This is a genomic window from bacterium, assembly GCA_035505375.1.
Taxonomy (GTDB): Bacteria; Hydrothermota; Tepidihabitantia; order Tepidihabitantales; family Tepidihabitantaceae; genus UBA2258.
The window spans coordinates 58,080-70,654 of sequence record DATJQV010000004.1 but is presented as its reverse complement, the minus strand read 5'-3'; the positions used below and the strand labels follow the sequence as shown (position 1 = coordinate 70,654).

Genomic DNA, 12,575 nt, shown 5'->3' with positions numbered 1-12,575 from the left:
GACTGCCGCCTAAGGCTCGTCTAGAATTGTAGATTGTATGGTAAACCTGATGAACAGGAGAATGCCTTAATGAAGATGATGGCAGGGCTATTTGTCCTTTTTGCTCTTTCTGCGGCGATGTCGATGCCGGAGACCGGCTCCACTCCGCCCAACGCCGTTTCGTTCGACACGGTTCGGGCAGTCGCCCTGAACTGGGCCGCGGCCGAGTTTCCCGGAGCAAAGCTCGGCGCGGCGATTCCGTACGTCGATGAGAACGGCAACACGGTCGCGTGGATGTTTCACTTCCGCATCGACGGCAAGTCGTTCCCCGCATACGACCAGGTCGCGGCCGACGTGCAGGCCGAGCGCAAGACGCTGACCGTCAATCACGACCTGTCGCGCTGGCACTCGAAGTACGGCCACATCCTGGTTTCGGCACGCCGGGACCAGGCTCCGGTTATCTCCTTTGGATACGGCACTTCCGTCTACTACGCGATCGCGGCCAACGCTCTGGAGCGCGCCCAGCCGTCGCTCGGAGCGGGCGTCCGCCTGTCGCGCATCTACTTCATTAACCCGAGCACCTATCTCGAGGTTGAAGACGCATCCGGCAGGCGCGTGGTGATGAGCGAGCACTTTGAGAAGAAATGGGATTCGCGCGAGGCGTTCGCCGGCTGCGTGACGCAGGGACGGGCCGAACTGCGCCGGCAGTGTCCCGGCAACGAGGAGGCGGTAGCAAAGATGGCGGAAGGCCGCTGGGCCCACATGTTCGACGCCAAGGTCGCCTCTCTGCCTGCCGATTCGACGTTCGTACCGAACTACCTGCTCGCGCCGTTCTATGACTGGAGCTACGGCTGCTCGCCGACTTCGGGCGCGATGGTCTGCGGATACGTTGACCGGTTCCAGAAGGCCGGCCGTTTGGTCAACTACTACTTCCAGCGTCACGACGCGGTCGAGGGAGAGCAGGACTATCAGATCCCGGACGTGCAGTACGAGTGCGCCATCGACATGCACACGGATACTTCCTACGGCGGCACTCAGTACAACCAGATAGAACCCGGCCTGAACCAGGTCGCGCTGGACAACAACTACGACGACTGGTCGCTGACCAACGTCAACGGCGGCTCGGGTAACGACTACTGCTGGTCCACAATCACCTCCGCAGTCAACGCGGGCCATGCCATGGTCTGGTCGGTGGACGCTGTTGGAACGCCCCCGGAAGGTCACTCACTTGCCGCATTCGGATATCGGTCCGACAAGTACGTGTACGTCCACAATACGTGGTACGAACCCGGTGAGTGGTGGGAGCATGCGAGCTACGGCAACGCGCACGTCGTGGCGGTGACGCCGGGCGTGGGGGACGCGCACGACATCCGGCTCACCTACCCGCTCGGCGATACCCAGTATAACCACGACGGTTCGGGCGAAGTGCTCTACGACGGTGACACCTGCCGCATCACCTGGGTGAGCGGCACGCCGGGCACGAAGGTTGACATCGATGTGTCAACCGACGAGGGACACAACTGGACGTCCGCGGCCGTGGGCGTGGCCGACAGTGGTGCCTACCATTGGTACGTCCCGGGGTCCATACCGACTTGTGACTCGGTGCGGCTCCGGCTGACCCAGTACAACGGCGCAACCGTGACCTCGGGTGACGGCACGTTCGGCAACCTCCACACGGTGCGCGAACCGCAGGTGAGACAGCTCTCACCGGCCAACGGGCAACTGATAACGAGCCCGCCGATCGTTCTCGTGGTGGATTCCGGCAGCGCGCTCTGTGACAGCTTCCACTTTAAGTTTGTGCAGGGCACGGACACGCTGCTGCAGCAGAACGGCCTCATGGCGCACTGCCCTCTGCCGGACTCCTTCTTCGCGTACAACAAGACCTACAAGTGGCTCGTGCGCGGGCACAACCAGTTCGGCTGGGGTCCGTGGAGCACGACCTGGTCATTCCGCACCATGTTCTCCGGCGTCGAGGAAGCGAAACAGCCGAGCATCTTGCCTGTGTTCTCGGTGCCGGCAGTCAGCCGCCTCAACGAGGGGAGCGTCCGGTTCGACGTCCGCGTGGCCGCTCCGGACAGCAGGCTGATGGTCTACGACGCCCTCGGCAACGTTGTCCGCGAACTGACCGTGGCGCGACCGAGCCAGATGACGTGGGACATGACCGACGCGTCCGGCAGGAAGGTCGCGGCCGGGCTATACTTCGCCCGCCTCGCCGGCGGCGCGAGCGAGCCGACCTGCAAGCTGGTCCTGCTCGACTAGCGCTTCTCTGACTTTCTACCGCCCCGGCCAGCTTCGGCCGGGGCGGCCGTTTTCCGGCAACCCGAAGCAGGGACCGAGAAGAGCGTTTCGCGGGATGCGGACCCGGCATCGTTCCATGCCGACGAGACGGCTACCTGCGATCTTGACACAGGTTGCTCGACGAGCCGCGCCCGCGACAATCTGCGGAACTGCGGCCGGAGTTCTCCCGGAACGTGACCTGAGCAGCAGCCGGCCGGCAATCAGTCCTGCCACCTCGGCCGGAACCTGCCCGGCAACTGCCGGGCTCCAGGTCCCAACGATGTGCGGGACAAAGTCGTCCGTTGCTCGAAGGTTTGCCGGGGGGCAAATGACCGATGCCCCATGCTGTGCTCCAGACTACCAACGTGACGATGGACGAAGGAATCAAGCGGACAATCTCATGGACTATTCAGTAGACGATGTCGGGGACTGTCCAGAGGCCGGGGAGTCATTGTGGGCAAGAGCCAACAGTGAATCAAGAATGAGGAACTCAGGGCCGATTCTCACCGCCCGCGCCATCCCCGAGCGTTGCAGTACCACCGGGCGGCAGGTTGATCTCCTTCGGTCGCTTCTGTCTTCTGTCGTCCGGCTTCGGACCTCTCTGCTCTTGCTTGTTCCGGCCTCACGCCGGCGCTGCGGCCAGTATCTCGTCGAGCAGGGGCGCGGGGATATTGCCGCCGGTGACCAGGCAGACCGTCGTGCCGCGTTCCTCCCGGGGCGTGTCAAGGGCAGCGGCCAGCGCGAGCGCGCCTGCGCCTTCCGCCGCCAGCCCTGGGTTTTGCGCCAGGAGGCGGATGGCTTCCCGAACTCGCGTCTCCGATACCACCGAGATGCTATCGATGGTCTCTTGCAGCAGTGGGAAAAGCTGGTCGGTGGCAAACGGCACGGCGACACCGTCACAGATGGTCGGGCGGGGCTCGATCCAGACCGGCCTGCCCGCGTGGAAGCTCTGCGCCAGCGACGGGTACGATTCGGTCTGCACGCCGACAATCCGTGTTGCGGGATTGAACATTCCGACCGCGCAGCCCACGCCTGCGGCCAGTGCTCCGCCGCCGACCGGGACATAGACGGTTTCGACGTCGGGCAGGTCTTCCACGATCTCCAGTCCGATGGTCGCGTGCCCGGCGATCATCGCCGGCTCGGTCCACGGATGCAGGAAGGCATACGGTTCCTCCCGCCATCCGGCGCGGAAGATGTAGTCCGCCATGTCCGGGAAAGGGACGAGAACGGTCTCGACTCCCCGGTCGCGCAGTGCCCGCACCTTGTTCTCAGGTGCGTAGTCGGGCAGGATGCTGCGGCAGCTCGTGCCGAAGACCCGGGCGCAGTGGGCGAGGGCCAGCGCGGTGTTCCCGGCGCTGAACGTCGAGAATCCGCGCCGCACCACTTCGGGCGGGAGTTCTGCCGCCCAGTTGTAGACGCCGCGGATCTTGAACGACCCGGTCGGCTGTCCGATTTCGGACTTCAGCAAGATGCCGCTCTCCTTGCCCCCGAAGGCGAGCAGCGGCGTTCGTTCGGCGACGCCCCGAATCCGCTCACCGGCCTTCCGGATGGCGTCAATCGCCGGGGCGCTCACCGGTGGGTCGCCCCAGCCCGTGGGCTGCGGGCCCGGTTCATGCTGCATGGCGTGAGATAATAGACCGCAGCCCCGAGCTTGTCCAGACCCAACCGGCGTGGCCGTCGCTCTCTCCGATCTTGACCGGCCGCGGAATGTGTTTCCGTATCGTCCGTCAACCTGCTGGCCGCCCGCTTGAGAGTCCGTCCTCGCCGCGGGCTACACGATGCCGGTCTGCGGTTCACAGCGATGGCCGACGTTCCGGAATTGGGGTGGTCGCTCAGAGCAGACACGTCAGGCGTGCCCGGGCCGTGTGGAAACGCGCGGCGCCGGACGGTGCTCCGTCCGTCAATCCTGGCTTCGGACATCACTCCACAGAGGGGAGGGAGTGAGAGGAGCTACACGTGGAATTCGAGGATGTCTTTGTCCAGCAGGACGTGGCCGCGTTCGACGCGCTGGCCGTCGTACCCAGCGTTGTTCCAGAGTCGGGCGAATTGGAGGTTCTGGGCGAAGTCCTTGTGCAGGTGATAGGCCGCTTCCGTCACCGTGGCGCCGATGGGCAGGATCACCGGGTCGCGCATCTCGACCGGCTTGCCCGGCTTCTTGGTATAGACCCGGATGATTCCCAGCATGGCGAACAAGCGACGCTTGAGTTCTTCAAGCCCGGTGTGATGCTCGGCTGAGACTGGGAGCACCTCGACGTCGCCAATCAGTTCCCGCAGTATCGCCAGCCGGTCCATGGCCTGCGGGTCGTCGACCTTGGAGCCGAGGCGGAGGCACTTCTTGGCACTTACGATTTCCGATTGACGGTTGTCGATTCCCGGCGTCGGTCCGACTTCGGACTTGAGATTTTCGACGTTGGACTTTGGATTTGCGAGAGCTATGTTCGCCTTGTCGAGCAGGGCCTGGGTTTGCTCGGTGGTCTCCAGCAGGCCGTCATCGGACATGTCGAGAATCCAGACCAGGATGTCCGAAGTGCGCATTATGTGAAAGAGCCAGGCCGGAGAGTCAGGTGATACCGGCGGCGTGTCCACGAGTTGTATCTGGATGTCCTCGAACTCGATCATTCCGGCCGCGGGCTGGGTCGTGGTGAACGGGTAGGCCGCGACCTCGGTGTGCAAACCGGTCAGTTCCTTGACGAGTGCCGACTTGCCGCAGTTGGGTGAGCCGAAGACCACAACCTGTCCCGCGCCCTGTTTCTCGACATGGAACCAGTCGGCGCGCTTGGCCCCGCCTTTCGACGAGGAGCTCATCTCCTTCTTGAGCTTGGAGATGCGGGTCTTGATGTCGGCCTGCATCTTTTCGGTTCCTTTGTGCTTGGGCAGCGTGGTGAACATCTCTTCGAGGCAGGCCAGCTTCTCTTCGTTAGTCGTCGCGGCCCGGTACCGTTCCTCGGCCTTCAGGTAGTCGGCGGAGAGATTTGCCGGCAAGCTCAGGCCCCGGGGAATTTAGAATTCAGAATCCAGAGACCAGAATCCGGAGTTGATAACACGGGAAGGAGCATCCGCACTACCTGCGGCGCTCGCCGCCTTCGAATCCGCCGAACACGACGTTGAGCGTAGCAAAGGGCATGCCTTTGCTGACGGCCGGTCCCGAAGAGAGCATGCTGCCGTCTCTGAGTCCCCATTCCGGGGTGCTCGCAGTGTAGCAGTAGCCGCCGCGGAGCTGGAGCCCGACGAAGCTGATTGGGACAGTCACCATCAGCTGAGGGGAGAGGGTGAGACCGGAGAATGACACCTCGCTGGTGTAGCCCGGATTACTGAGCAGCGAGTCGAATGTCAGCGGCGTGCCTGGGAGCTTCTGCAGCTCGACCGTGTACCCGCCTCCGCCGACGCCGAGTACCGGCGCAACCAGAAGATGCTGCAGCGACAAGAGCTGATAGCCGAGGTCGAACTCGCCACCGGCGATTTCAACGGTGGCCCGCAGGCTGTCCGAACCGACGGTCTGGGAACTGCCCCAACCGGAACCGCCGATGACGACCCGGTCAATGAGGGCGAAGGCGGCGCCGCCGAATCCCCATTGCATCGAGCCAAGTTCCTGGGTGATACCGCCGTTGGCAAGGGCATGATTCAAGCCATCGAACTTGACAACTCCCACAGTGGGACCGAAACAGCCGAATCCGCCGTTCACCGCCGGCACCGCGACGGCAGTCGCGGTCATCAGCGCGAGCAGCAACAGACCGTTAGCCTGACGCATCATCCGGGGCCTCCCTTTCACGGGCCGAATCCCGGCAGACCGGGATCCGGCGTACTGACTATCGGTCCTTCTGTCGCGGCTAGAGCCGTTCGTTGTCTCCTATATCCATGAATACCAGGCCGGACACGAACTTCGGGTAGAAGTCGGTCGACTTCTGGGGCATCCGTTCCCCGTGCGCCGCGACCTTCTGCACCTGGTCGGCCCGGGTTGGATTTATGATCAACGCAGCCTCGTACTTGAATGAGTCCACCTTGGCCAGAGTTTCTTTCAGGTTTCGCTCGTACGCGACGTGCTCTTCGATCTGCTCCGGTTTGACCCCGAATACCTGCTCGATGAGCAGCGTGTGGAGGACGACTACGTCGAGGTCGCGGAAGTCGGCGGTGTGGTCCTTGATCAGCTGGTCGAGCGCCGACTTGTCGGTGAGCCGCAGCAGCCAGGTCTTGTTCTTGCCGGTGTGCAGCGCAAAGAGGTGGTCGGCTCCGGCCTTGGACAATTCGGTCTCCACTTCAGCATCTCTTATCGGTTTGACCTCGAACCACTTGCCAATCCGGGCGAGGACATCGTCCCACTTGAGGTCGTGGAGACCATGCAATAGTCGGTGCGTGGGCAGAATCACGAGACCCGGGTCGGCGATGTTCACGAAGGCCGTGGACTTGAAGCGCAGCGCCGCGTCCTCTGGTACTCGGCCGGCCTGTTCCATTTCCTGCCGGAAGTTGAGCGCGGTCTCATACCGATGGTGGCCGTCGGCAATCAGAACGACCTTGTCGGACAGCTCGCGGCGCGCGATGGCGAGCTTGGCCGGATCGGTGATCGCCCACACCTTCTGGACAACGCCGTAGTCGTCGGTCGCCTTCATGGCCGGTTCGCCAGTCGGAGCCAGCGCCTGCTCGACAATCCCCTTGGGGTCATCGTAGAGCATGAATATCTGCTCGTAGTCCTCGCGGGTGGTTCGGAGCAGGTTCAGGCGGTCGGCCTTGGGCTTGGACAGAGTCCGTTCGTGCGGCAGCACGGTGCCCTTCTCGAACTCATCGACTCGGATGGCGGCGATGAACGACTTGCGGGTCTTCTTCTGGCCTCCGACTTCGAATTCCTGATGCAGGATGTAGATGGCCGGCTTGATGTCGCGGATCAGGACGAACTGTGATGACCAGAGTTTGAACGAGGTGGCCGAGTAGTTATAGGGGTCCGGCGCTGCCGGGAGTATGAGGTTCACAAAGCTATTGGGATGTCGGGCGACGTAGGTCTGCTGCAGTTCCTTGGATATCTTGTCGTAGGGCTGGGTTATGACCCGCGACAGGTCGGGGATCTTCGACGAGTTGTAGTGCCAGCCACGGAACGGTCTAATGTCAGCCAACTGAACTCCTTTAAGGACAGGTTTAGGCTGAGGTCGAGGTTGAGAATGGGACACGAGTCTTTCCCGAATCTCAACCTGAACCTGTGCCTCAACCTATGTCCGGTTCTACTTTCCCAGCAGGACCTTGCGGACTTCCTCCGCGATGCCGATGCCCGCACGCTCCTGGCCTTCTTTGGTTTGAGCGCCGACGTGGGGCGTACCGATGACGTTGGGCAGCGAGAAGAGCTTGAAGTCCTTGGGGGGCTCGGTTTCAAATACGTCGAGCGCGGCCGCGCCGACCTGCCCGCTCTTGAGCGCTTCGTAAAGGGCTTCCTCATCAATGACACCGCCGCGCGCGCAGTTAACGATGACCACGCCCTTCTTCATCTGGGCGATGCTCTCTTTGTTGATGATATGCTTGGTCTGATCGGTCTTGGGCACGTGCAGCGAGATATAGTCGGCGTTCTTCAACATCTCGGGGAAATCGCACAGCTTGCCCGCCTCGCAGGTCTTGATGAACGGGTCGAAGACGAGGACGCTCATGCCCATGGCGATTGCCCGTTTGCCCAGTTCGGTCCCAATGCGGCCGGAACCGATGAGTCCGAGGGTCTTGCCGTAGAGTTCGGTGCCCTTGAACGCCTTCTTCTCCCACTTGCCCTCGCGCAGGGATTGGGTTGCCTGCGGGATTGAACGGGCGCAGGCAAGCATCATGCCGAGTGCTAACTCGGCGACCGTGACCGACGTCGCGGCCGGCGTGTTCACAACCTTGATCCCGCGGGCATCGGCGGCCTTCTTGTCGACGTTGTCGAGCCCGACACCGGCGCGGCCGACGACCTTCAGGTTCTTGCCGGCGTTGATGACGTCGGCCGTGACCTTGGTCGCGCTACGTACGATTATGGCATCGTACGCGGGTATGGCCTGAATCAGTTCGGCGGGCGGAAGGCCCGGGCGTTCGTCGACGTCGATGCCGGCATCCACGAGTATCTTGACGCCGGTCTTGGCGATCGGGTCAGTGATGATTACTTTCACGAAAAGCTCCTTTTCCTTGTCGTGCGGACTGCAGCTCATGGTAGCCGAGCCGGCGGTAAAGTCAACCTCGTGGCCTCTTCCTCATTGACTTATCAGCAGCTTTTGGTAGTGATTATACTGGTTTTGACTGGAGGTGCACTGTGCCTGTATACGAGTTTCAATGTCAGGACTGCGGAAAGAAGTTCGATGTTGTCGCCACACTGGCCGAGAAAGAGGTCGGGCTGGACCCGACGTGTCCCAAGTGCGGTCGGAAACGAGCCCGGCAGGTGTTCAGCCGTTTTACGCTGCTCACCGGGTCGAAGACCGATGATGATTTCGACGAAGGGCTTGACGACATGGGCCCTGGCGGTGAGTCCGGGCTTCCCGACGACATGGGTATGGATGACCTCGGCGACGACCTGAGTTCGGGTGACGCCGGCGGCCTCGATGACCTCGACTAGGGCAGAATCTCGCTCAGACTCGACCGGAGGCGACGATGCACTGGTATGAGTGGATGACCCTGGCAATCATTGTGACGGTGACCATTATCCAGACCGTGCGAGGCATCAAGGCGGGCGGCATGGGGTTGCCGCTGTTTGAGGCCATCGGCGTGGTCGTGGCAGCCGTGGCGTCAACGTCGTTTTCACCGGGGCTTGCCGGTGAGATCCACGTCCGGGAAAGCACGGTGATGCTGGCGTTGTTCATCGCACTCGCAGTCGTTGCATTCATGGTCGCACGCTGGCTGTTCACCGTCACTACCTTTTCGTCCCAGTCGCTCGACGGGTTCTTCAGTTGCATGTTTGGCCTGGTCATGGCGTGGACCATGGCTCACATGTTCTTGAGAATCATGATTTCATCGCAGGGCCTTGACGGTGAGATCGCGACCAACATGGCCACTTTGTCTGTCGTGCGCGAGGTTTTCGAGTTCCGTACCTGGAATGCTCTGATGCGGCTGTTGTTCAGAGCGAAGCTCTCACCGGACATGAATCCGGACGTAGGATAGGGAATCTACAATTGACGATTGTCGAATGTCGATTGCCGGGCGGGGTTTCGGCCTCGTCCGTGTGGGTCATTGGCAATTGGTCATTGGTCATTTACTGACATGGTAGAGGTCTACACCGGCGACGGCAAGGGTAAGACCACAGCTGCGTTCGGTCTCGCTTTGCGGGCGACGGGGCACGGCTGGAACGTGCTGATGATTCAGTTCATGAAGGGCAGCCCGGAATATGGCGAGATAACGGCGGCCAGGGAAGTCAAGGGGCTGATGGTGGTGCAAACCGGCCTGCCGACGTTTGTCGAGAAGGGCAACCCGAGCGCTGAGGACCTCGCTGAGGCCGCGCGAGGGCTCAAGCTCGCCCGCGAGGCGTTGGAGTCGGGCAAGTACCGGCTCATCATCCTCGATGAGATCAACGTGGCCATCGACTACGGATTGGTGAAACTCGACGACGGGCTGGCGTTGATCGACGCCTGCCCGGAAAACGTCGAATTGGTGTTCACCGGCCGTGCCGTAAAGCGGGCAGTGCTGGAACGAGCCGACCTGGTCAGTGAAGTCCATGAAGTGAAGCACCCCTACCAGAAAGGATTCGTCAATCGGGTCGGGATTGACTACTAGCGACTTGCTGGCGGAGTTCCGGGCTGGCAGCAAGCGGGCGTGCGCCCGGCTGATGAGCATCGTTGAGGACGAGCCGGATGTCGCTACGACGGTTCTCGACGAGCTTTACCCGCTTATGGGCAGGGCTTTCCGTATCGGAATCACCGGGCCGCCCGGCGCGGGTAAGAGCACACTGGTCGAGAAGCTCGGGCGAGAATGCCGGAACCGCAACCGGACCGTGGGTATCGTGGCCGTGGACCCGACTTCGCCCTTTTCGGGCGGAGCTCTGCTTGGCGACCGCGTGCGGATGCCCTCGCTGTTCACCGACCCCGGCGTGTTCATCCGTTCGATGGCGACGCGGGGCGGCGTCGGCGGCTTGGCCGCGCGAACCAAAGAGGTCTGCGATGTGCTGGATGCTTTTGGCCGGGACTGCGTAATTATCGAGACAGTCGGCGTGGGACAGGTCGAGCTCGACATCGCCGGCGCCGCGCATTCTACCGTCGTTGTGCTGGTGCCGGAGTCGGGAGACGGAATCCAGACGATGAAGGCCGGGTTGATGGAAATCGGCGACCTCTTCTGCGTGAACAAGTCGGACCGGGAGGGCGCGGACCGGGTGGCCATGGAAGTTGAAGCCATGGTAGAGATGAAGACCAAGACCAATGGCTGGGTGCCACCGGTGGTCAAGACCGTTGCGACGACCGGGCTCGGCGTGCCTTCGCTGCTGGACCAACTCGAGGCGCACCGAAAGCACCTTGAAAGCTCCGGCGTGCTCCTGGACCGGAAGCGCGAAAGCGTCAGATCTGAGATTGTGGAACTGACCGAGGAGTGGTTGAGGCGCGACGTGTGGCGCCGGCCGGACACGACGGTCCGGCTGGACGAGTTGGTGCAGCAGGTGATGGATGGAGGCACGACACCCTATAAGGCGGCCGAGGCGATACTGAAAGATGTTCTTGCCGCGAGTTGAGAGGAGATTTCGATGGCAGATGATTTGAAGAAGATTGCCGAAGAGCGGCGGATGTGGCAGTTGGGCGTCGGGCAGGCCGAACCCGGTCAGTTCCAGACACTCTCCGGAGTGCCGGTGGACATTCTATACACGCCGGCCGAAGTCGCCGAGTTCGACTACCTGAGAGACTTGGGATTGCCCGGGCAGTATCCATTCACCCGTGGCGTCAGGAACAACATGTACCGGGGCAGGCATTGGACGATGCGCGAGTTCTCCGGTTTCGGCACGGCCAAGGACACCAACGGCCGCTACAAGTTCCTGCTCGCACATGGCGAAACCGGGCTGTCGGTCGCGTTCGACTTCCCGACTCTCTATGGCCGGGATTCGGACGAGTCCATCTCGCGCGGTGAGGTCGGCAAGTGCGGAGTGGCCATCGCGTCGCTCGCCGACATGGAGACGCTGTTTGACGGCATCCCGATGCAGGATGTGTCGACCTCGATGACCATCAATGGTCCGGCCGCGGTGGTCTGGGCATTCTACATCGCGGCGGCCGAGAAGCAGGGCGTGCCGAGCGAGAAGCTGCGCGGCACGATTCAGAACGACATCCTGAAGGAGTACATCGCCCAGAAGTCGTGGCTCTTCCCGCCCGAGCCTTCGATGCGCGTCATCACGGATATCATGGCCTACGCGGCCAAGCACGTGCCCAAGTGGAACACGATTTCCATATCCGGCTACCACATCCGCGAGGCCGGCTCGACCGCGGCGCAGGAGCTTGCGTTCACCCTGAAGGACGGGCTGACCTACGTGGAAGCCGGTGTGAAGGCCGGGCTTGATGTCGACCTCTTCGCCCCGCGGCTATCCTATTTCTTCAACTCCCACCTCGACTTCTTTGAGGAGATCGCCAAGTTCCGGGCCGCTCGGCGCATCTGGGCGCGGGAGATGAAGGAAACGTTCAGGGCGAAGAAGCCCGAGTCGTGGCTGCTCCGGTTCCACACGCAGACGGCTGGTTGTAGCCTTACCGCCCAGCAACCGGAAAACAACATCGTGCGTACGGCATTCCAGGCTTTGGCTGCCGTCCTAGGCGGGACACAGAGCCTGCATACGAACTCGATGGATGAGACGTGGGCCCTGCCGACCGAGAAGGCGGTGCTGATCGCCTTGCGTACCCAACAACTCATCGCCGAGGAGACCGGCGTCACGAATACCATCGACCCGTTGGGCGGCTCCTACTTCGTTGAGGCGCTGACCAATGAGCTTGAGAAGCAGGCGTACGATTACTTCCGGAAGATAGATGCACTCGGCGGGATGGTGAAGGCCATCGAGCACGGCTTCCCGCAGCGGGAGATCGCCGACGCGGCGTACCGATATCAGAAGCAGGTCGAGCAGGGCAAGCGGACCGTAGTCGGCGTGAACAAGCACGTACTGGATGGTGAGAAGCTTGAGATTCCCCTGCTCAGAATCGATCCGACCGTCGAGCAGGAGCAGCACCAGCGCTTGGCAGGCCTGCGCAGGAAGCGGGACAACGCCAAGGTGAAGAAGTGTCAGGCTGAACTCAAAGCGGCGTGCACGGGCAAGGATAATGTCATGTATCCCATCCTGGAAGCGGTGCGCGCCTATGCCACGCTCGGCGAGATCTGCGGCACGATGAAAGAAGTCTTCGGCTCCTACGAAGAACCGCCGATGTTCTAGGAAAGTA

11 protein-coding genes are annotated in these 12,575 nt (G+C 62.1%); 6 read left to right on the top strand and 5 right to left on the bottom strand.

The genetic code is table 11. From position 1 onward, the window contains the following. Positions 1–69 precede the first annotated feature (69 nt). Complete coding sequence (locus tag VMH22_00965; protein HTW90266.1) at positions 70–2,238, top strand: FlgD immunoglobulin-like domain containing protein; 2,169 nt, start codon at positions 70–72, stop codon at positions 2,236–2,238. Between the two features lie 640 nt (positions 2,239–2,878). On the opposite strand, the gene VMH22_00960 is transcribed toward VMH22_00965, so the two are convergent. The 5 genes from VMH22_00960 to VMH22_00940 all read right to left on the bottom strand — a co-directional run bounded on the left by VMH22_00960 (position 2,879) and on the right by VMH22_00940 (position 8,405). Beyond that, a complete protein-coding gene (locus tag VMH22_00960) occupies positions 2,879–3,877 on the bottom strand; it encodes a pyridoxal-phosphate dependent enzyme (protein ID HTW90265.1) in 999 nt (332 codons plus the stop codon). Between the two features lie 329 nt (positions 3,878–4,206). Then, entirely contained in the window at positions 4,207–5,238 is a 1,032-nt protein-coding gene (locus VMH22_00955) for a GTPase (protein HTW90264.1), read from the bottom strand. A 79-nt stretch (positions 5,239–5,317) separates the two neighbouring features. Beyond that, a complete protein-coding gene (locus tag VMH22_00950) occupies positions 5,318–6,007 on the bottom strand; it encodes a hypothetical protein (protein HTW90263.1) in 690 nt (229 codons plus the stop codon). 76 nt (positions 6,008–6,083) lie between these two features. After that, on the bottom strand, positions 6,084–7,358 hold the full coding sequence (locus VMH22_00945; protein HTW90262.1) for a DUF1015 domain-containing protein: 1,275 nt from the start codon (positions 7,356–7,358) through the stop codon (positions 6,084–6,086). A gap of 105 nt (positions 7,359–7,463) precedes the next feature. Then, entirely contained in the window at positions 7,464–8,405 is a 942-nt protein-coding gene (locus VMH22_00940) for a hydroxyacid dehydrogenase (GenBank protein ID HTW90261.1), read from the bottom strand. Between the two features lie 101 nt (positions 8,406–8,506). On the opposite strand from VMH22_00940, the gene VMH22_00935 reads away from it, so the two are divergent. The 5 genes from VMH22_00935 (at position 8,507) to VMH22_00915 (ending at position 12,568) form a co-directional block, all read left to right on the top strand. Continuing rightward, complete coding sequence (locus VMH22_00935) at positions 8,507–8,806, top strand: zinc ribbon domain-containing protein (GenBank protein ID HTW90260.1); 300 nt, start codon at positions 8,507–8,509, stop codon at positions 8,804–8,806. 35 nt (positions 8,807–8,841) lie between these two features. Beyond that, positions 8,842–9,348, top strand: a complete 507-nt coding sequence (locus VMH22_00930) for a hypothetical protein (protein HTW90259.1) — start codon at positions 8,842–8,844, stop codon at positions 9,346–9,348. A 99-nt stretch (positions 9,349–9,447) separates the two neighbouring features. Then, positions 9,448–9,957 carry a cob(I)yrinic acid a,c-diamide adenosyltransferase gene (locus VMH22_00925; GenBank protein ID HTW90258.1) on the top strand — a complete coding sequence of 170 codons (510 nt, stop codon included), beginning with the start codon at positions 9,448–9,450 and terminating at the stop codon, positions 9,955–9,957. Between the two features lie 4 nt (positions 9,958–9,961). Further along, positions 9,962–10,900 carry a methylmalonyl Co-A mutase-associated GTPase MeaB gene (meaB, locus tag VMH22_00920; protein ID HTW90257.1) on the top strand — a complete coding sequence of 313 codons (939 nt, stop codon included), beginning with the start codon at positions 9,962–9,964 and terminating at the stop codon, positions 10,898–10,900. Between the two features lie 51 nt (positions 10,901–10,951). After that, positions 10,952–12,568, top strand: a complete 1,617-nt coding sequence (locus VMH22_00915) for a methylmalonyl-CoA mutase family protein (GenBank protein ID HTW90256.1) — start codon at positions 10,952–10,954, stop codon at positions 12,566–12,568. Positions 12,569–12,575: the final 7 nt, after the last annotated feature.

What these genes read in the sequence shown, in the direction of transcription:
- VMH22_00940 (HTW90261.1), bottom strand. Translation starts at nt 8,405, where the DNA reads ATGAGCTGCAGTCCGCACGACAAGGAAAAGGAGCTTTTCGTGAAAGTA.
- VMH22_00960 (HTW90265.1), bottom strand. Translation starts at nt 3,877, where the DNA reads ATGCAGCATGAACCGGGCCCGCAGCCCACGGGCTGGGGCGACCCACCG.
- VMH22_00965 (HTW90266.1), top strand. Translation starts at nt 70, where the DNA reads ATGAAGATGATGGCAGGGCTATTTGTCCTTTTTGCTCTTTCTGCGGCG.
- VMH22_00915 (HTW90256.1), top strand. Translation starts at nt 10,952, where the DNA reads ATGTGGCAGTTGGGCGTCGGGCAGGCCGAACCCGGTCAGTTCCAGACA.
- VMH22_00950 (HTW90263.1), bottom strand. Translation starts at nt 6,007, where the DNA reads ATGATGCGTCAGGCTAACGGTCTGTTGCTGCTCGCGCTGATGACCGCG.
- VMH22_00925 (HTW90258.1), top strand. Translation starts at nt 9,448, where the DNA reads ATGGTAGAGGTCTACACCGGCGACGGCAAGGGTAAGACCACAGCTGCG.
- VMH22_00930 (HTW90259.1), top strand. Translation starts at nt 8,842, where the DNA reads ATGCACTGGTATGAGTGGATGACCCTGGCAATCATTGTGACGGTGACC.